We start from the raw sequence: 20277 nt of genomic DNA, 5'->3' as shown, positions 1-20277 counted from the left end.
GGTGTCGGCCCGGTATCGCGGTGCGGTCCATGCATCTCCTCCCAAAGACGACGACCCCTAGGGTGGCTCCGGTTGGCTCCGGCGCCGGCTGGCCTGCATCTAGCTCGGGTCGGTCATCACCCCGGAGAAGCTGGCTTCCTGGGCGATCAGGACCGCCTGGGTCCGGCTTTGGACCCCGAGCTTGCGCATGATGGCAGTGACATGGGCCTTAACGGTAGTTTCGGCGATGGAGAGGTCGAAGGCAATCTGCTTGTTCAGCTTTCCCGCGCAGATCAGTTGCAGGATGCGCCCCTGCTGCGGCGTCAGCAGCGCGAGCCGCCGGATCGCGTCGTCCCGGGCCGTCGCGCCAGAGCAATCGCTCAGCATCACGCCGTCGGGCACGTAGACCTCGCCCTCGGCGATGGCGGCAAAGGCGGCCCGGAACACGTCGCGGGGGCTGTGCTTGGGCACGAAGCCGGCCGCGCCCGCCCGGATCGCGGTGCCGATCAGCCGGGAATCGGCCATCGAGGACACGACCACAACCGGGGTCTCGCCGACCGCCGTCTTCAGCCGGATCAGCCCGTCGAGCCCGGTGACATCGGGAAGGTTCAGATCAAGCAGCACGATATCGGGCCGCGGCGCCTGGCCGAGCCGCGAAAGCGCATCCTCCAGGTGATCGCTGGTCTCGACCCGTCCGATGCCCACGGCCGATTTCAGCGTCATCGACAGCGCGTCGCAGAAAAGCGGATGGTCGTCGATCACCATCGCCGTGTCGAAGCGGCGGGGCGCGGGTCCTTCTGCCGGGCGGTTCTGGACGGCGGTCATGGCCCTTGGGTCTCCCGGCTGGTTGCGGTTTGACGCAGCCTAGCATGCGGGCGGCGCCGCGCCCATCGGCACCAAGGTCGGACCGCCCGGTTCGGCCCTTCAGCGCGACGGTGGCATGACGGGGGATATAATCCCTTGGTCGAATAGCAGCAGAGGCGCGGGCACCCTAGGCTGGGCGCGAAGAGGGGGGCGCAAGATGAAACTCGCTGCAACGCATGACATTGCCGCGCCGCGCGCGACCGTGTGGGAGGCATTGCTGACCGACGAGGTGCTGAAGGCCTGCCTGCCGGGCTGTCAGGAACTGTCGGGCAATCCCGAGGACGGCTTCGAGGCGACGGTTCTGCAGAAGATCGGCCCGGTGAAGGCAACCTTCAAGGGTCATGTGACCCTCAGCGACATGGAAGAGCCCTCGGCACTGACGCTGTCGGGCGAGGGCAAGGGGGGCGCTGCGGGCTTTGCCAAGGGCGCGGCCCGGGTGACGCTGGAGGAGATCCCCGAGGGCACGCGGCTCGGCTACGAGGTCGAGGTCGAGGTCGGCGGGAAGCTTGCTCAGCTGGGCAGCCGGATGATCCACGGCGTGGCCCACAAGCTGAGCGACCAGTTCTTCACCCGCTTCAAGGAGGTCGTCGAAGGCCCCTCGGAAACGGAAGAGGCGGCCGCCGAACCGGAGGGCGCGGACCCGGCAGAGGATGCGCCGAAAGGCAAGGGATGGCTCGGGCGGCTGATGACCCGCAAGGCCGAAGCGGAATGACAGGGACTCAGGGAGGATAAAAATGACCAAGGTCAGCATGAAGGTGAACGGCAAGCCGGTGTCGGGCGAAATCGAGGGGCGGACGCTGCTGGTGTCTTTCCTGCGCGACACTCTGGGCCTGACCGGCACCCATGTCGGCTGCGACACCAGCCAGTGCGGCGCCTGCGTCGTGCATGTCGACGGCAAGGCCGTGAAATCCTGCACCATGTTCGCGGCCGAGGCCGAAGGCTGCGAGGTGACCACGATCGAGGGCATGGCCAATGCCGACGGATCGCTGTCGACGATCCAGCAGGCGTTTCAGGACCATCACGGGCTGCAATGCGGCTTCTGCACGCCCGGCATGGTGATGTCGGCGGCAGCGCTTCTAGCCGAGACTCCGAAACCGACCGAGGCCGAGGTACGGCATTATCTCGAAGGCAACATCTGCCGCTGCACCGGCTACCACAACATCGTCAAGGCGATCCTTGCGGCATCGGGCCAGGATGTCGGCGACATCGGCGGCGACGCCATCGCCGCCGAGTGAGGCAGACACGAATTTTCGCAGAAAATTCGGACCGATCTTTCGCAGAAAGATCGTATCAGGGAGGATAACAATGCCGAAAGATCATGGCATCGGCGCCAGCTCGAAGCGGCGCGAGGACAAGCGGTTCCTCACCGGCAAGGGCCGCTACACCGACGACATCAACCTGCCCGGTCAGGCCCATGCCTGGTTCGTGCGCTCGCAAGTTGCCCATGGTCGCCTGACCGGAGTCGACACATCCGCCGCCGAGGCCATGCCGGGCGTGCTGCGCGTCTTCACCGGTGCCGATTTCGAAGGGGTGGGCGGTCTGCCCTGCGGCTGGCTCGTCACCGATCGCTTCGGTCAGCCGATGCAGGAACCCGGCCACCCGGTGCTGGCGCGCGGCAAGGTCCGCCATGTCGGCGACCCGGTGGCCGTCGTCGTCGCCGAAACCGCCGAGCAGGCCCGCGACGCCGCCGAGGCGGTCGAGGTCGAGATCGACGAGCTTCCGGCCGTGCTCGACATGAAAGCCGCGCTCGACCCCGACGCCCCCCTCGTCCATGACGAGCTGAAAAACAACCTCTGCTATGACTGGGGCTTCGTCGAGGAAAACCGCGCGGCGGTCGATGCCGCCTTCGAGACCGCCGCCCATGTCACCACCCTCGATCTGGTGAACCAGCGGCTCGTGCCGAACGCCATGGAGCCGCGCGTCGCGCTGGGCGATTTCAACCCGGCGACCGAGGACTCGACGCTTTACACCACCTCGCAGAACCCGCATGTGATCCGGCTGCTGATGGGCGCCTTCGTGCTGGGCATCCCCGAACACAAGCTCCGCGTCGTTGCCCCCGATGTCGGCGGCGGCTTCGGCTCGAAGATCTTCCACTACGCCGAGGAGGCCTTCTGCACCTTCGCCGCGAAACAGCTGAGGCGCCCGGTGAAATGGACCTGCACCCGGTCCGAGGCCTTCATCTCCGACGCCCATGGCCGCGACCATGTCACCCGGATCGAACTGGCGCTCGACGCCGAGGGGCATTTCCAGGCGCTCCGGACCGAGACCCATGCCAATATGGGCGCCTATCTCTCGACCTTCGCGCCCTCGATCCCGACCTGGCTGCACGGCACGCTGATGGCGGGTAATTACAAGACCCCGCTGATCTATGTGAACGTCAAGGCGGTCTTCACAAATACCGTGCCGGTCGATGCCTATCGCGGCGCCGGGCGGCCCGAGGCCACCTACCAACTCGAACGGGTCATCGACAAGGCCGCGCGCGAGATGGGGATCGACCCGGTCGAGCTTCGGCGGCGGAACTTCATCACCGAATTTCCCTACGCGACCCCCGTCGCCGTCGAATACGACACCGGCGATTACAACGCGACCCTCGACAAGCTGCTGGAGATTGCCGATGTCGCGGGTTTCGAGGCGCGTCTGGCCGACAGCAAGTCCCGCGGCATGCTCCGCGGGCTCGGGCTCAACTGCTATATCGAGGCCTGCGGGATCGCACCCAGCCAGCTCGTGGGCCAGCTCGGCGCCCGCGCGGGGCTTTATGAAAGCGCGACCGTCCGGGTCAACGCCACCGGCGGGCTGGTCGTGATGACCGGGTCGCACAGCCACGGGCAGGGGCACGAGACCACCTTCGCCCAGGTCGTGGCCGACATGATCGGCATCGGCGAGGACATGGTCGAGATCGTCCATGGCGACACCGCCAACACGCCGATGGGCATGGGCACCTACGGGTCGCGCAGTCTCGCGGTGGGCGGCTCGGCGATGGTCCGGGCGACGAACAAGATCATCGCCAAGGCCAAGAAGATCGCGGCCCACCTGATGGAGGCCGCGCCCGAGGATATCGAGCTGAAGGACGGCAGGTTCTCGGTCGCGGGCACCGACAAGTCGGTGGCCTGGGGCGATGTCACCCTCGCGGCCTATGTCCCCCACAACTACCCGCTCGAGGATATCGAGCCCGGGCTCGAGGAAACCGCCTTCTACGACCCCAACAACTTCACCTATCCCGCGGGCGCCTATGCCTGCGAGGTCGAGGTCGATCCGGACACCGGCAAGGTTACCGTCTGCTCCTTCGCCGCCGCCGACGATTTCGGCAATATCGTCAACCCGATGATCGTGTCGGGCCAGGTCCATGGCGGGATCGCGCAGGGCGTGGGCCAGGCGCTGCTGGAGGCCGCGTCCTATGACGACTACGGCCAGCTTCTGTCGGGGTCCTACATGGACTACGCCATGCCGCGCGCCGACGATGTGCCGTTCTATCGGGTCGATCATTCCTGCGCCACGCCCTGCACCCATAACCCGCTGGGCGTGAAGGGCTGCGGCGAGGCGGGCGCCATCGGATCGCCGCCCGCGGTGGTCAATGCCGTGGTCGATGCGCTGCAGCGCGCGGGCCATACCGGCGTCACCCATATCGACATGCCGCTGACGCCCTCGCGCGTCTGGGCGGCGATGCAGGGCTGAGGAGAAGACCATGTATGCGTTCGAAATCGACCGTCCGACCACGCTCGACGCGGCCGTCACGGCGCTGGGGCAGGAAGAGGCGCAGGCGCTTGGCGGCGGGCAGACCCTGATCCCGGCGCTCAAGCAGCGGCTGGCAAGTCCCGCCCGGCTGGTCAGCCTGACCGGCATCGACGAACTGAAAGGCATCTGCGTGGCCGATGACGGCGCGCTTTGCATCGGTGCGGCGACGTCCCATGCGACGGTGGCGGCCGAGGCCGCGGCGACCTACCCGGCGCTGGCCGATCTGGCCGCCCATATCGGCGATCCGGCGGTGCGCAACCGCGGCACCATCGGCGGCTCGCTGGCCAATAACGACCCCTCGGCCTGCTATCCGGCGGCGGTGCTGGCCTCCGGTGCCACGATCCGGACCAATACCCGCGAAATCGCGGCCGATGACTATTTCGAGGGCATGTTCGCCACCGCCCTGGAAGAGGGCGAGATCATCACCGAGATCCGTTTTCCGGTGCCCGAGCAGGCGGCCTATGTAAAATTCGCCCAGCCGGCCTCGCGCTTCGCGCTGGTGGGCGTTTTCATCGCGCGGTTCGTGGACGGGGTGCGGGTGGCAGTGACCGGCGCTTCGGAAGACGGGGTCTTCCGCTGGACCGAGGCCGAGGCCGCGCTGTCGGACGATTTCCGGCCCGAGGCGGTGGCGGGGCTCAGCGTCGACCCAGAGGGCATGATCGGCGATCTGCACGGCTCGCCCGAGTACCGCGCGCATCTGATCCGGGTCCTGACCGGGCGGGCGGTTGCGGCGGCCTGAGGCGTGACCACCGGACCTGGGCCTTTACGGTGGAAGGGCCCGCCAGGTGCGGGTCGTTTCAATGGACGGTGTCGTCCCTCGGGCAACAGGTGACCTCTGATTGCGGCCGAAACTCTGCACCGCTCCAAAGACGCGGCTTCCCGAGCGTGCAAGTCTTGGTGCGGTCCTGACGACCCGTTGGGGGCCTGGAAAGAAATCGGGCCGTTGCCGCCCTCCGGCGGCGGGCCGCGGCTTTCTCCGCTGATCGGTCCGGACGCGTGTTGGGCCCGAGTTGCCCGATGGCTGTAACGGCGCGCCCGAAATCGGAGGACTGGTGGTCAAAGACGGGACCGCCGCCGGAGCGTCGCAGGCGCGAGGTCTCGAACAGGCCTGCGAAACAAGGCGGACCCCGGTCCCGAAATCGGGACCGGGGTCCGGTCTGTCCGGGGCCACGCAAGGGGGGAAACGCGGAGACCCGGACGAAAATCAGGCGCTGATCTGGCGTTCGGGGGCAGGGGTGCCCTCGATCAACTGGCTGACCATGGCAGCGATGCTCTCCTGGGTGGCGTTGAGACGTTCGAGCACTTCCTCGAGGCCGTCCTTCCGTTCGCCACCGCCCTGACCCGCCATCAGTTGTTCCGAAAGCGCGGTGACGAGGCTTGACAGCGCATCGATCTCGATGGCGCGCGCGGCGATGTCGTCGGCGCTGACGCTGCCGTCGGGCTGGGTTTCGGCAAGCCGCTCGATCCGCTCGATCAGGGCGGCGATCTCGCCCGAATGCGACGATTGCACCTCGGTCAGACGATCCGCGATGGCCTCGATCCGCTGATCCACCGCATCGAGCGCGTCGCCCAGGGTTGCGCCACCGTCAGCGGGCGCGGCAGGCGCGGCTGCCTGACCGGCGAGTCCCTCGAGCGCGGACTCGATGCGGGACACGGCGGCCTCGACCCGGTCGAGCCCTTCGGCGAGACGGCCCTGTTCGGCTTCGACACGGGCCAGCCCGGCCTCGATCCGCGAGATCCGCGTGCCGAGGCTTTCGCCCGGATCGGATTCGGCGGAACCGGCCTCGCCGTCGCGCTGACCGCACAGCATGAATTCGATGAGGTCGAGCCGGTCCATGATCTGGTCGAGCCCGGCGTCGTCGTCGATGCGGGCTTCGGCCTCGATCCCGGCATCGACTTCCGCGGTCTCGTCACTGTCGGCGTCCAGCGTGGCCCCCATGTCGTCAGGGTCGGCATCCGTCAGGGCGTCGATCTCTGCGGCCTCGTCCGCGAGGTCCGGAACGTCGCCTTCGTCGCCGAGGACTTCGTCTTCGGCCATCTCGCCGCAGGCGTCGAACGCTGCGTCGGACGGTGCCTCGGCCATTTCTTCGTGGCCCATTCCTTCGGGACCCGTGTCTTCTGGACCCATCTCGTCGGAGACGAGGTCTTCGGGCGCCTCCGCAGGCATGCCTTCATCCCCCAGAAGCATGTCTTCGCCCGCCGTGTCGAGCGCGTCGTCTTCGGGGGCGTCGAGATGGAACTCGTCGGCGCCGAATTTCATCGACTCGGCCACGGTTTCAGCGCTGCCGAAAGCGACAGTCTCGTCCAGCTCTGGGTCCGTCCCGTCGTCGGCGGGCATCCCGGCCTCGGTCAGGTCCATCGGGGCCGCGTCAGAGAGGCCATCGTCCACATCCCCGGTCATCGCATCGACACCGAGCGGTTCGGCGTCATCGGACCCGGCCGCCATATCGAGTCCGGTCTCGTCCGTGTCGGCCTCGTCGAAGGCGGGCAGATCTGCATCGGCGGCGTCGGTTTCGGACAGCTCCAGGTCGGATTCCGGAACATCCGCCTCGGCCAGGCCCGCGTCGCAAAGGTCGGTGTCGCCGAGATGGGTGTCGGCAGGATCGGTGTCGGCAGGATCGGTGTCGGCAAGATCGGTGGCCGGGACGTCCTCGGCGCCGAGGTCCAAGCTGTCTTCGCCCGTTTCATCGGTCGCTTCGGACCCGATGTCTTCCGAGGCCGTGTCCTCGCCCATGGCGTCCGCATCGGCCTCGTGCGTCATGTCCGTCTCGACGAGGTCGACCTCGGCCTCCGGATCGGACGGCGATTCCGCGGGGGCGAGATCGGTCAGGCGGAAGGGATCGAGCCGGAGGAAATTGGGGATTTCGCGCCGGAAGGTCAGCCCGACGCCCTGTCCGGGCATCATGACGGCCTCGACACCCATCGCGCGCAGCACCCGCATCGCAGAGGCGGGCACGGCCTCGGGCGCGCCGCGGGACATGGTCAGAAGGTGGGTCGGCTGAGGCTCGACGGTGGCAGTCGCCTCCGCGGCCGCGGTGTCCGGGCCGGGAATCGCCGACGCCGGGGACATCTCGTTTGCAAAGCCAGTCACGGGATTCTCCCTGCTCATCAAGTCACTCCCGGTCCTACGCCGAATGGGTTACGAAAACCTTGAAGCCCGAGCGAAACCCGGTTTCATGCACCCCGGCTCAGGCGACCGAGGAGGCGCCGGGGCCCATCCGCCCCTCGCTCAGCCGAGTGCACAGATCCTTCGGCGCGAGCGGGCGGGCGAAATGAAAGCCCTGCAGGGTGTGGCAGCCGAGGGCTGCGAGAATCTCGGCATGGGCGGCGGTCTCGACCCCTTCGGCGGTTACCCCGATGCCGAATGTGTGACCGATATCGACGATGCTGCGCACCAGTCTGCGGGCTCGCTCGGTCCGGGTGACGGGCACGATCAGCCGCTGGTCGATCTTCATGACGTCGGGCGCGAGCTGCATCAGCCCCACCACCGAGGCATGCCCCGAACCGAAATCGTCGATCTCGATGCCGAACCCGTAGTCGCGCAGCAGATCGACGTGAAACCCGAATTCGTCGGTCTGTTCCTCGACCAGAACGCTTTCGAGGATCTCGACGGCGATCCGCGTCGGGCCGAGGTCGATGGCCGCCGCGATGCCCGGCAGGTCGGTTTCGCGCAGCTGCGCGACGCCCGCGTTGAACGAGACCTTGGGAATGTCGAAGCCCGCGCGGTTCATGGCGGCGACCTCCTGCAGGCCCTTTCGATAGATGATTCGGTCGATTTCGGGCATCATCGACATCTGCGCGGCCAGCCCCAGAAAGGCGGCGGGCGGCAGGATGCCGCGCACCGGATGCTGCCATCGTGCCAGGGTCTCGACCCCGACAAGCGCGCCCGAGACGGCGTCGAACTGGGGCTGGAAATAGGGCAGGAATTCCTCGTTCAGGACGGCCCGCTCGATCTCGACGGCGAGCCTTCGCTTTTCCTGAACGTCGCGGTGCAGATCGGGCGTGTAAAGCGTGATCGCGCTGCGCCCGTCATCCTTCGAGGCGTAAAGCGCGGCGTCGGCGCTGACCAGAAGCGCGCCGATGTCGACCAGCCCGTCGCCCGTGCCGCAGATGCCGAAACTGGCGCCGATCCGGCAGGTCTTGTTCTGGTACGGGATATCGCGGCCGATTTCGTTGCGCAGACGGTCCGCCAGGCGCATCGCATCGTCGGTATCGCGGCCCGGTCCCAGCACGATCACGAATTCGTCGCCGCCGATCCGGGCCGGAACATCGCCCGGATCCGTGCCCTCGCGCAGGATCTCGGCGACCCGGATCAGGACGTGATCGCCCGCGGCGTGGCCGTGGGTGTCGTTGACGTTCTTGAAATGATCGAGGTCGATGCGGACCACGCTGCGCGGGTCGCCCTCGGGGTCGATCCCGGCGAACAGGCGTTCGAGGGCGCGGCGGTTCGGCAGGCCGGTAAGGCTGTCATGCAGCGCCTGGTGTTCAAGCTCGTGCCGGGCACGTTCAAGCTCGCCTTCATAGGTCTTGCGCCGGGTGATGTCGGTCGAGATCGCGGCAAAGCGGATCACCCGGCCATCGGCGTCGAAAATCGGCGTGATGCTGAGATGGGCCCAGAACGGCGTGCCGTCGCGGCGGTAGTTCAGGATCTCGGCGCGCACCGGTTCCTTGCGCGCGATGGCCTCGCGCAGACGCCGGCCAGCCGCCGGGTCGGTGCCGGGGCCCTGCAGCAGGGCATCGGCATCGCGGCCCAGCACCTCGCGGGCGGTGTAGCCGGTCAGCGCCAGGAAGGCGGGATTGGTCCAGACGATGCGCCGCTGGGCGTCGGAGACGACGATCGAGTCGCTCGACATGCGGGCGATCTGCGCCAGTTCGGCCAGTTCGTCCCGGCTGGTGGCCAGGTCGCGGCGGCTTTGTTCCAGCGCCCGGTGCGGGGCGACGATGAAGCGGTGGCCGGCGAGCCCCATCGCCACGAAGGGCACGAGCAGAGCCAGCCCGGTGAACAGGACGACCTCGCGCCCCATCTCACGCGCAAGTCGACCGGTCAGCCGGGTATTGCGCTCGATCACGACGAAAAAATCGGTGCCCGCGACCGGGGCGGCGATCAGGTCGTCGCGATGGCCGGTCCAGTCGGGATACATCGCGACCTGAAAGGCGGTGGCCAGCCGGGTCTTGGCAGAGACCGCGTCGCCGGTCAGCACGCGGCTGAGATCGAGGTGCTTTTCGATCACCAGCATGCCGCGCGGCTGGCCGCCCGCGAAGACCGGGATCGACATAAGGAAGGCCGAGTCGACGCTGTTGCCACCGCGGCCGGGGCGGTACGAGATCAGGGGTTCGCTGCCGATGCGGCCGGCGGCAAGCTGGCTGAGCCCTTGCCGCGTTTCGGCCAGGCCGAAGACCGGACGCACCATCACCCCCGGGGTTCGAAGCCGGACCGTCCCGTTGCGGTCGAAAAGCAGAACCTGGGCGGTGACCCCGTCGCTCAGCCGCTCGAGCGCGCGGCGCATCCGGGTGGTCCGGGCCCCCGCGTCAGAGCTGAGATAGGCGCCCGTCTGAGGCGCGCGGGCCAGCGACAGGGCTTCGGCCAGCACCAGGTCCAGCGTATCCTGCACCGATCCGGCCCGGGTCTGGGCCTGGGTTTCGAGCGCGGCCAGATGCAGCTTGTGGAGCGCCGGGACCGCGACAAGCCACAGCGCCGCCGCGATCGAAGCCAGTGCCGTCAGATACCCTGCCGCGGTCAGCAGCAGGAAGCGGCGGCCGACATCGACCCCGGCCAGGACGGCGGAGAGCGAGCCGGTCAAGGCACCGATGCGCCGGCAGGGCGCAGATCGGGCGCGAGGGCGCGGAAAGAGCAGGGGCGCAGCATGAAAGGTTCGACTTTTGTTCCCGGCCGCGATCCTGCGGCAGCGGGTTTTGCACAAGCTTAACGTCGCCCCGGAAATCCGCGAAAATTCGACCGATCCCGCGCAGGCGCCCGGCTGCGTGGCGCGGTTGCGGCGGACCGGACCGGCACACCCCTTGCCTTGACGCAGAGGTCAGGTCACACTTGCGTCATCCGGTCCGGGGGGACCGCTTTGACGAGGCGAGGGACGGATGCGCTACGCTTGGCTGGCCGCGACGGCGGCTGTGCTGTCCGTATCGGGCACGGGAGGGATCTGCCAGCAGGCGGCGCCGACCGGCCCTGAACTGACCGCTGAGGACGTGCAGGATCTGTCGCAGCAGGCGGCCTCCTACCGGCGCATCATCGCGGCGCTGTCCGAAGAAAGCGCCCAGGCCGAGGCGGTGCTCGAGGGCACGCAGGACCGGCTTCGGACGGCGCTGAACGCGCTTGCGGAAGCCGAGGCGCGGCTGGAGGACATGACCGCCCGTCAGGTCGAGATCGAGGACCGCCTCGCGGCAGCAGATGCACAGAAGGCCGAGCTGGCCGATCTGAGCAGGGAGGTTGCGGCGGCACGGGCCGCACTGGCCGATCTCGCGGCCGAGCGCGACCGTCTGGACGCCGAGACGGCAGGGCTGGAAACCGCCCGGGCCGAGGCGGCGGCCGGTCTTGAGGCGCTGGAAGCCAGGGCGGAAACGGCCACCGCGGCGGCCGAAGCGGCGGAAAGCCAGGCGGCCGAAACCCGGGCCGAACTGGACCGGCTGAGCGCAGAGGCCGAAACGGCGCGGCGCGAGGCGGCCGAACTTGGCGAGGCGGCGGCCGCCGCCCGGGCCGAGGCAGAGGCGGCGGCGGCGTCCAGGGCCGAGTCCGAAGCGGCGCTGGCCGAGGACGATCGAGGCGCGGCCGCCCGTCGCGACGACGCCACGGCCGCGGCAGAGCGCGCCGAGGCCGAGCAGGCGGCGGCGGAGGCGCTGCTGGCCGCCACCCGCCAGAAGATCGAGGATCTGGCCCCCCGGCTTGCCGAAGCCGAGGCCGCGTCCCAGAAGGCCGACAGCGCCCGGGCCGGGACCGAGGCCGCCAAGGCCGCGCTGAAGGACATCGAGGACCGGATGGCGGCGGCCCGGGCGGCACTCGCCGCGACCGAAGACCGGATCGCCGAGGCCGGGGCGGCGCTTGAGGCGAGACGGTCGGAACTTTCCGCCGCCGAAGCCGCGGCCCGCGAGGCCGCAGCGGCGGCCAACGCCGCCGAGGCCGCGCGCCGGCAGGCCGAGGCCGGGGCCGAAGAGGCGAAGGGCCGCCTGACCGGGATCGAGACCGCGCTTGACGAGGCGACGGCGGCCGAGGGCGAGGCGCGCGACCGGGCCGAGGCGGCACGCGGGATTGCCCAGGCCGCCGAAGCCGAGGCCGCCGAAATGGCAAAGCGGGTCGGCGAGTCCGGGGCAGAGAATGAGGCGCTGCAGGCCGAGATCGCCAAAGCGCGCACGACGCTCGATCGGCTGCGGCAGGAAACCGAAGCGGCCACGCGGATGCGCGATCAGGCCCGGTCCGAGGCCGACACTGCGATGGCAGACGGCCGCGCCCGGGCGGCAACCCTTGTCGAAGAGGCGCGGGCGATGGCCGAGGAACGCGAGCAGGCTGCCGAGGCCCGGGTCGCCGTGCTCGAGGCCCGCGCGACCCAGCTTGCCGCCGATATCGAGGCCGCGCGCCGGATGCTTCCGGATGCGTCCGAATCCGGCGCAGCCGCATCCAGCGCCGAGGTGCAGGCGGCGGCCGTCATGGCCCCGTCGCCGCCCGCCCCGGGCGCACGGCCTGCCTATCGCGCGGGTCCCGCGCCCTCAAGCGAGGCCGTCACCCGGGCAGTGGCTGCGGCCCCGGGCCTGCAGGAGGCCAGCCCGGCCGAACGTACCGAGCTGGAGCGGCTGCTGGGCGAAGGCATGTGCGCGCCCGACGCGCTTCGCACCGTGTTCGGCGGGATCAACCGCCAGACGCTCGTTTCGCTGATCCGCGGTCTCGGCCGGTGCTAGCGCCTGCCGCCCGCGCAGAGGAGTGTTTGAGAATGTCCCTTTTCCATCGGTCCCGCCGCGCCATTTTCGCCCTGCGCGTCGGGGTTCTGACCGCGCTTGCTCTGGCGGGCCTTGTTGCCGCCGGTCCCGCCTTTGCCCAGCAATTCGAGAAGAACATCCTGACCGGCGGACCGGCCGGCACCTATATCCAGTTCGGCCGCGACATCGCCCGCATCGCCGGGGAATGCGGCATCACGCTCAACGTGCGCGAAAGCGCGGGCTCGCTGGAAAACTTCGTCGGCGTGCGGCAGCGCAGCTTTACCCAGTTCGGCATCGTCCAGAGCGACGTTCTGGAATACCTGCGGACCTATGCCTCGAACGATCCCGAAATCGCCCGGACCATCGCCGGGGTGCGGATCGCCTTTCCGCTTTACAATGAAGAGGTTCACCTGCTGGCCCGGTCCGATATCGGCAGCCTCGCCGATCTGGCGGGCAAGCGGGTTGCGGTGGGGGTCGAGGACAGCGGCACCTATGTCACCGCGACGCTGGTGCTCGACCTGACCGAGGTCGCGGCCGAGCGCGTGACCATCGGCCCCGACGAGTCGCTGCGCCAGTTGCTGGCGGGCGAGATCGACGCCTTCTTCTATGTGGCGGGCGCGCCCACCAAGCTGTTCCAGAACCCCGGGATCTCGGCCGACCGGTTCCATCTGCTGGCGCTGACCGATCCGGTGCTGCAGGCGGTCTATACGCCCGCCACCATCGCCGCCGACACCTATCCCTTCCAGAGCGACCCGGTCGAGGCGGTGGCGGTCAAGGCGGTGTTGATGACCTATGAATACCAGATCGGCAAGAACGGCTATCACCGCGCCAGCTGCGATGCGGTGCGCAGCATCTCGCATCTGGTGCTGGCGAAGTTCGCCGAGCTGAAAGAGACCGGCCATCCGAAATGGACGCAGGTCGATTTGACCGACATTCCGCCCGGCTGGGAGGTCGGGGCCTGCGTGAACATGGGGCTCGATCCGGAATTCACGCTGCCCTGCACGCGCAACACGGCCCCTGCGGCCGAACCGGCGATGAGTGCCGCGAACGCGACCTATCGCCGCCGGATCTGCGACGCCATCGGGGGCTGCTGAGGCCCTGCCTTCGCGGCCCCTGCATCCGGGAAAGGGCTATTCGGGGGCCAGCGGCTGCCATTCGGTCGGGGCGGCGGTGCCCGCCCGCACCCGCCACCAGGCCAGCGCGGGCCGGGAGGGCAGGGCGATCCGGGCGGCGGTCAGCGGCGTTGCGAAGACCGCCGAGGGCGGCCCCGGCTCGGGCGCCAGTTCGACGACGAAGGGCCCGCTTCCCTGCCAGACCAGTTCGGCCACGCCCTCGGACAGGGCCGAGGCCAGCGGCCAGGCCTGGGCGCGGTCCGGATCGGCCGGACGCTCGGGCAGGTCGGCCAGCCGCACCCGGGCGGCCGCGACCTCGACCGAGGCCGTCATGTACCATTGCCGCGCCGTGCCGAGGTCGCGGGCCACGCCGTCGCCGACCTCGTAGATCTGGCCCAGATAATAGGCCGCGCGCGCCTGACCGTTCACCGCGGCGCGGGAATAGGCGATGGCGATGTCGAGCAGGTCGGTGCTGGCCAGAGCCTGCCGATAGAGGCGCTGTGCGGCGCGCGGATCGGGCGGGGCGGCGTGCAGCGTGACGGGCGGAACGGCTGCGGCGGCCAGCGTCACGGCCGGGGGCTTCGCGGCCGGACGCGTGGCGGCGGTGGCCGACAGGCCGATCAGCGGCGCGGCCCCGGTTTCGCCGATCCGCCGGGTCAGTGCGGCAAGCCGCAGCTCGGCCTCGGCGATCCGGTCGCGCAGCCCGGCCAGACCGGCTTCGGCGCGCGCGGCCTCGGACCGGGCGGTGTCGCGGCGGATCTCGGCCGTGCCGGCCTCGGCACTGGCGGCCCGAAGCCGCGCTTCGATGGTGTCAAGCTCGGTCCGGGTCGCGGCAAGGCGGCTCTCGGCGGCCGCGAGCCGGGCCCGGGTATCGTCGAGCCGCCGCGAGGCCGCGCGGGCCTCGGCATCGGCGGCCCCGGCGGCGGCGCGGGCCTCGGTCAGCCGGTCGGACAGAGGCGCAAGGGCGCCGTCGGGTCCGATGCCCGCACCCTGACCCGACGCGGCCAGTCGCGGTTCGGCGGTGCCGGGCTCCGCGACCGGATCGCGCGCCGGACCGGTCAGAAGCGCCAGCGCGCCCAGGCTTGCAGCAAGGCCGATCCCGGCCCCGGCAAGGGCGGCGATGGCACGTCCCCCCCGGCCGCGCCTGCTGGCCGGGGCGACCGGGCCTGCGGCGGGCGGTGCGGCGAGGGGGGCGGGGGACGGCTCCTCCGAGATCCGGTCCCTCATCGGCGCGGCCGGTGCTGCCGGGAACGGTGCGGGGTCGGACGGGAGATGAAACTGGATCGTGTCGGGCAGGCTTGGCGGGCTTGCCGCGGTCGTCTCGGGCATGGGACCGGCCTCGGGCACGGGGCCGGGCCGATCCGCGAAAGCCGCGTCAGGGGACGCGTCGGGGTAAGCCCCGGTCGGCGTCGGCGCGGGGCCCGCCGGGCGGGCGGCATGGGGCGCGGGACGGGACGCGGGGCGGGACGCGGGACGGGGGATCGCCTGCGGCCCGCCCGCATCGGGCGTCTCGAAGACGCAGCTGTCGGCGCCGGACGGGTCGGTCCAGTCTGCCAGCACGCTGCGCACCAGCGCCGCGTCGGGCCGGGGCTGGCGCGCGGCGAAGGCTGCGTTCAGGCAGCGGTCGCACAGCACGTTGACCAGGCGCGGGACGCCCTGGGCCTGGCCATGGATCAGCGCCATGGCATCGGCATCCAGCAGCGTCTCGGCGGAACCGCCGGCCGCCGCGATCCGGGTGCGGATATAATCGGCGGTCTCGGCCGCGGTCATCGGTTTCAGCCGGACCACGCTGTCCTCGGCGAGGCTCAGGAAGGACGGGCGGGTCTGGGACAGGTGCGGTTCGAGATCGGGCAGTCCGGCCAACACCACCTGAAACGCCGCGCCGTGGCCCCGGTCGGGATGCGCCACCCGGTCGAGCATCTCAAGCCCGGCCTCCGAGAGACCCTGGGCCTCGTCGATGGCCAGAAGCGGCAGTCGCCCGGCGGCGCGGATGTCGGCCAGCACGGTTTCGACCCGGGCCAGCAGCGTATCGAGATCGGCCGCGCCCGCCTCGGCGCCGAAGGCCGAGAGGATCCAGCGCAGGAGCGCAGGACCGTCGCCGGTGGGGTTGGTCTGGAAGGCCGGGCGGAAGATGTCGGCCAGCGTCTCGTCGCGCAGCAGCGCGCGCAAGAAGGTGGTCTTGCCGGTGCCGGTATCGCCCAGCACCAGCGCCAGCGGCGCGCCGTCGATCAGCGCCAGCCGGAGGCGCTCGAAATCATGCCAGTGCGGGTCGGTCCAATGCACGGACCCCTCGCATGGCGCGACCCCGAACGGTCGGTGCGCCAGCCCGAAGAATGCATCGTACATGGGTGATGCCGTATCCCTCTTACCACCTTTCCGATAATGCGTGAACGCGCCTGTCAGGTCGAGTCCCGCGCGCAGGCGGTGCGGCGATTGGGCAAAGGGGGGGAGCGGCGCCGGACCGGCAAGGGCGGCGAAGCGCCCTCCGGCAGCGGGCCGGGGGGCGCGAGGGATGGGCCGGTCAGGCCAGCAGCCAGGCCCGGGCGGCGGGATAGTCGTCCTCGTCGAAATACTTTGTCTTGGCGTCCAGCACCATCGGCAGCACGGTTTCCGCAAGCTTCATCCACGACTTGTCGCCGACCACCGCGATCCGGTAGGGCTGGCGGCGGTGATGGCGGATCAGGCCCAGATGCTCGCCCACGGCCGCGGGACCCTGCCAGCCCTCGAAGCGGCGCAGGTCCACCATAAGGCGATAGCGCTCATGGGCCGCGCCATAGGCGTCGAGATCGGGGGTGCGGGCCTTGTAGGAGGCACTGTCGAGCCGGCCGATCAGCTGCACCTCGAGCGCGTCCTCGCCGATTTCCTCGATATGCAGCGCCCCGAGGGATTCGCGCAGCCAGATCCGCGCCTCGTCGCGCTTGTCGAGATCGAAGGTGCGGACCGGGCAGGGCAGGGTAAAGCCGAACATCCGGACCCCGGCCTCGATCTTGTCATTGTCGGTGACGACGGCGATCTTCTCGAAGCCGCGCCATTGTCTCAGCCCCAGCCGGGCATCGGCCAGCAGCGCGCCGGGGGAATAGCCGTCGAAATCGGGGCCGATCTGGTAGAGAAGCCGCACCGGCACGCCCCAGTCCCGCGCCCGGGTGACGGCGGGGATCAGGACGGTTTCGTAATCCTGTTCGGTGACGCGTCCGGTCGCCCGGATCTCGAGAAGGCCTTCGGCGGTTTCTTCGGTAATGTCGATCATGGTTCGGAAATCCTCACTGATGACGGTTTAAGGAATATGTAGGGACGCAGCCCCGGGGGTCCATCCCCGGGCGGCGGGGCGGGATGGCCGACCGTGTCATGGGTATTTTTGCCAAGAAGAAGAGGCGGGCCGGGTCTGGGGGATCAGTCGGCCGGACAGGGGCGGCAAAGCGCCGGGATGGTTGCCTTGAGCCGGGCGAGCCCGCCGGGCGTCCAGCCGAAGGCCGCGAGGCGGTCGCAGCGCATGGCGCTGACGGCCGCGTCCGAGCGGGGCGGCAGCGGATGGGGGATGCCCTCGGCCTCGGCGAGCAGCGCCAGCAGGTCGTGGCGGTCGAGCAGGATGTCCGAGACGTTGAAGACCCCGCGCGCGCCCGCGTTGCGCAAGAGCCGGGCGGCGGCGGCAAGGTCGGTGCCATGGACCTCGGTACTGCGGCGGGGCGCGATGGGGTGGCCCTGGCGGAAATCGTCGAAGAGCGTCTGCCATTTATGGGCGCGGCCGGGGCCCGCGGGGCCGTAGACGCCGGTGGCGCGCAGGGCGACCGGGGCGAAGCTGTCGGTGGCAAGCGACAGGAGCGCGGTTTCGGCGCGGGCCTTCACTTCGCCATACAGCGTGTCGGGATAGGGCGTCAGCGTTTCGGTCAGCGCGGTGCCGGGCGGGTAACGGCCATAGACGGCGCGGCTTGAGAGAAAGACGATGTGGCTGAGCCCGGCCGCGCGCGCCGCCTCGAAAAGCGTGATCGAGCCGCCGAGATTGGCGGCGGTGAAGCCCGCCGGATCGCTGCCCTCGCCGCCCCGATAGCGGCCGGGCAGATGGGAAAAGGCGCAATGAACGAGCGCGTCGAGACCCGAGAGGTCGGGGCGGTCGCCCAGCGCGTAGGGCCGAAACCCGGTCGGGGCCGAGAAGAAGCCCGGCGGCGGCGGCGTGCGGCCGAGGATCGTGACAGGCTCGCCCCGGGCCAGTGCCTCTTCGACAAAGAAGCGCCCGACAAGGCCGGTGGCGCCGGTGACGGCCAGGGTCATGAGGCGGCGGGTCCGGGCAGGGCGGTGGTGTCGGGGATCTCGCTGCCATCCGCATGGGCGCGCCAGAGATCGATCAGCGGTTTGAGGCGGTCGGCCTTGTCGTGGTCCTGCCAGGGTTTTTCATACTGGAAATGCAGCACGCGGATGTCTGGCCAGGACCAGAGCTCTGGCAGGGTGAACCAGACATATTGCAGCATGTTGTCGAAGACCGGCAGCCCGTGCCAGTCGGGGAAGGCGTGTTGCAGGAAGGTCTGGTCGGTTCGTCGCCAGAACGCACCGGGAGCGTCGAGAAGCGGAAGCATCTTCTCGAAGGTCTGGGCGTGGGGCCGGGCGGTGAAGACGCCCGAATTCATCCGCCGGAAATCGGCCAGGCTTTCATAGACATTCGGCGCGGCGCACAGCTCGGGATAGTCGAACAGCCGGTCGATCGGTTGCAGCACCAGTGTATCGGCATCGAGAAAGATCACCCGCTCGTAATCGAGCTGCCAGAGCCGGAGTTTGCAGAAATTGTCGAGCGGCGTGTGAAAGGCGGGCTTGGTGCCCTTGGTGAAGGGCGCGTCCCGGTGCAGCTTGTCGCGGGCATGGGCGGCGTTGAAGGCGTCCGAGGTCGGCAGCAGGTCGGTTTCGACCAGCCGCGCGCCCAGATCGGCCAGCGGCGCCAGATCCGCCTCGGCCACGCCGCCGGTATGCAGCACGCAGATATCCGAGGCCCGTCCGTCCGTCCGTTTCAGCGAGCGTATCAGAGCCCTGGCCCCCAACGCGAAATCCGCGTTGGTGACCAGCGTCACATAGGCATGCCGTGCCCCTGCGCCGCGTGCGGGCCTCAGACCGTCGCTCACGAGACCGATTTCAGCCGCTTGCCTTCCGGATCACGCTCGACCCGGCTGGCCAGATCGCGGGTCCAGGCCGAGACGCAGGGCACGCGCTTGCGGTCGACCCGGTGGGCGAATTTCTTCGCGATCTCGACGACCTCTTCCAGAAGGCCCTCCTGCAGGGTGATCGGGTCGAGCCCGAGGCCGAGGAAGTTGTCGTTCTTCACGATCAGCTCGTTCTCGGCGGCTTCCTTGCGGGGGTTCGGCAGGTAGGCGATCCTGGCGCCGGTCATCTTGGCCACCAGCTCGGCCAGATCGCGGACCCGGTGGGTTTCAGTCATCTGGTTGAAGATCTTCACCCGGTCGCCCTTGGCGGGCGCGTCCTTCAGCGCCAGCTCGATGCAGCGCACGGTGTCCTGGATGTGGATGAAGGCGCGGGTCTGCCCGCCGGTGCCATGCACGGTCAGCGGATAGCCGATGGCGGCCTGGGCCAGGAAGCGGTTAAGCACCGTGCCGTAATCGCCGTCATAATCGAACCGGTTGACCAGCTGCGGGTGACGCCGGGTCTGGTCGGTATTGGTGCCCCAGACGATGCCCTGATGCAGGTCGGTGACCCGAACGCCGTCGTTCTGGGCGTAGAACTGGAACAGGATCTGATCGAGCGACTTGGTCATGTGATAGACCGAGCCGGGCCGGGTCGGATAGAGGATCTCCATGCCCTTGGACCCATCGGGCGTGTCGATCGAGACATCCAGATAGCCCTCGGGGATCGGCGCGCCGACCGTCGAATAGCCATAGACGCCCATTGTGCCCAGGTGCACCAGATGCGCGTCAAGCCCGGTCTCGACCATCGCCACCAGCAGGTTATGGGTGGCGTTGATGTTGTTGTCGACGGTGTAGATCTTGTGACGGTCCGAGATCATCGAATAGGGCGCGGCGCGCTGTTCGGCGAAATGGATCACCGCATCGGGGCGGTTTTCCGACAGCCAGTCGCGCAGCCGGTAATATTCCTTGGCGAGGTCGATCAGGTGGAAATGGATCTTCTCGCCCGAGACTTCCTTCCAGATCCGGCAGCGTTCCTGGATCGAGTCCATCGGCGTCAGCGACTGCACGCCCAGCTCGGTGTCGATCCAGCGCCGGCTGAGGTTGTCGATGATGTGAATCTCGTGACCGAGGTTGGACAGGTGCAGCGAGGTCGGCCAGCCGCAGAACCCATCGCCGCCAAGAACCGCAATCTTCATCGACATCTCCTTTCGGGATCAGAATACCGGCGGCGCCAGGCCGCCAACGCGCCGTCCGTTAGCGGACCGGCAAGGTGAAAGTCATTTGAAACTTTTGTGTCAGCGCCCACCGCTGCTCCATAGACATCACATATGGAACGGCTTTTCCACCCGGCGCCGGGCTGCGACCCTCTGCCTCGCCCCCGGACCGGAGGCCGACCGGGGCGGTCGGCGACCGGGCCGCGGTCCGCCCGGGGACCGGATCGGGGACGGCGGGACGACTCGGGAACCGGACGGGGCGGTCTGCGTTGAGACAGAACCGGCCGGGCCGGGACAGCGTTGGGAAGGACAGGGACGGGCGCGATGGCCGGG

At 69.3% G+C, this 20277-nt stretch carries 14 protein-coding genes; 6 read left to right on the top strand and 8 right to left on the bottom strand.

The window, feature by feature from the left end:
* Positions 1-99 precede the first annotated feature (99 nt).
* On the bottom strand, positions 100-804 hold the full coding sequence (locus BYZ73_RS00990; protein WP_112314549.1) for a response regulator: 705 nt from the start codon (positions 802-804) through the stop codon (positions 100-102).
* A 196-nt stretch (positions 805-1000) separates the two neighbouring features.
* Here BYZ73_RS00990 and BYZ73_RS00985 point away from each other — a divergent pair, with 196 nt between their 5' ends.
* The 4 genes from BYZ73_RS00985 (at position 1001) to BYZ73_RS00970 (ending at position 5314) form a co-directional block, all read left to right on the top strand.
* On the top strand, positions 1001-1555 hold the full coding sequence (locus BYZ73_RS00985) for an SRPBCC family protein (RefSeq protein ID WP_108023518.1): 555 nt from the start codon (positions 1001-1003) through the stop codon (positions 1553-1555).
* A gap of 22 nt (positions 1556-1577) precedes the next feature.
* Entirely contained in the window at positions 1578-2078 is a 501-nt protein-coding gene (locus BYZ73_RS00980; RefSeq protein ID WP_108023516.1) for a (2Fe-2S)-binding protein, read from the top strand.
* A 70-nt stretch (positions 2079-2148) separates the two neighbouring features.
* Positions 2149-4515, top strand: a complete 2367-nt coding sequence (locus BYZ73_RS00975; protein ID WP_112314548.1) for a xanthine dehydrogenase family protein molybdopterin-binding subunit — start codon at positions 2149-2151, stop codon at positions 4513-4515.
* 10 nt (positions 4516-4525) lie between these two features.
* Positions 4526-5314, top strand: coding sequence for an FAD binding domain-containing protein (locus BYZ73_RS00970; protein WP_112314547.1), 789 nt, complete (start codon positions 4526-4528; stop codon positions 5312-5314).
* A gap of 465 nt (positions 5315-5779) precedes the next feature.
* On the opposite strand, the gene BYZ73_RS00965 is transcribed toward BYZ73_RS00970, so the two are convergent.
* On the bottom strand, positions 5780-7666 hold the full coding sequence (locus BYZ73_RS00965) for a hypothetical protein (protein ID WP_146746244.1): 1887 nt from the start codon (positions 7664-7666) through the stop codon (positions 5780-5782).
* 97 nt (positions 7667-7763) lie between these two features.
* Positions 7764-10376 carry a putative bifunctional diguanylate cyclase/phosphodiesterase gene (locus BYZ73_RS00960; RefSeq protein WP_112314545.1) on the bottom strand — a complete coding sequence of 871 codons (2613 nt, stop codon included), beginning with the start codon at positions 10374-10376 and terminating at the stop codon, positions 7764-7766.
* A 292-nt stretch (positions 10377-10668) separates the two neighbouring features.
* Between BYZ73_RS00960 and BYZ73_RS00955 the strand changes: the two genes are divergently transcribed.
* Both BYZ73_RS00955 and BYZ73_RS00950 read left to right on the top strand, forming a co-directional pair.
* Entirely contained in the window at positions 10669-12477 is a 1809-nt protein-coding gene (locus tag BYZ73_RS00955; RefSeq protein WP_112314544.1) for a coiled-coil domain-containing protein, read from the top strand.
* 32 nt (positions 12478-12509) lie between these two features.
* The gene (locus tag BYZ73_RS00950) at positions 12510-13589 is read left to right on the top strand and encodes a TAXI family TRAP transporter solute-binding subunit (RefSeq protein WP_112314543.1); all 1080 of its coding nucleotides are present in this window, start codon (positions 12510-12512) and stop codon (positions 13587-13589) included.
* Positions 13590-13625: 36 nt separating this feature from the next.
* Here the strand turns inward: BYZ73_RS00950 and BYZ73_RS00945 are convergent, their stop codons facing one another.
* The 5 genes from BYZ73_RS00945 to BYZ73_RS00925 form a co-directional block, all read right to left on the bottom strand.
* A complete protein-coding gene (locus BYZ73_RS00945) occupies positions 13626-15953 on the bottom strand; it encodes an AAA family ATPase (protein WP_112314542.1) in 2328 nt (775 codons plus the stop codon).
* A gap of 175 nt (positions 15954-16128) precedes the next feature.
* Positions 16129-16854 (bottom strand): SpoIIAA family protein, encoded by a 726-nt coding sequence (locus BYZ73_RS00940; protein WP_112314541.1) that lies wholly within the window; start codon positions 16852-16854, stop codon positions 16129-16131.
* 143 nt (positions 16855-16997) lie between these two features.
* Positions 16998-17873, bottom strand: a complete 876-nt coding sequence (locus tag BYZ73_RS00935) for an NAD-dependent epimerase/dehydratase family protein (RefSeq protein ID WP_112314540.1) — start codon at positions 17871-17873, stop codon at positions 16998-17000.
* Positions 17870-18712, bottom strand: a complete 843-nt coding sequence (locus tag BYZ73_RS00930) for a glycosyltransferase (protein WP_112314539.1) — start codon at positions 18710-18712, stop codon at positions 17870-17872. Before BYZ73_RS00930 ends, BYZ73_RS00935 begins: the two co-directional genes overlap by 4 nt.
* Positions 18709-19926, bottom strand: a complete 1218-nt coding sequence (locus BYZ73_RS00925; protein ID WP_112314611.1) for an NAD-dependent epimerase/dehydratase family protein — start codon at positions 19924-19926, stop codon at positions 18709-18711. Before BYZ73_RS00925 ends, BYZ73_RS00930 begins: the two co-directional genes overlap by 4 nt.
* Positions 19927-20277: the final 351 nt, after the last annotated feature.

It is taken from the genome of Rhodovulum viride (assembly GCF_003265965.1).
GTDB lineage: Bacteria > Pseudomonadota > Alphaproteobacteria > Rhodobacterales > Rhodobacteraceae > Rhodovulum > Rhodovulum kholense.
Note: the sequence above shows the minus strand (reverse complement) of the source record. Positions and strands in the feature narration are given on the sequence as shown.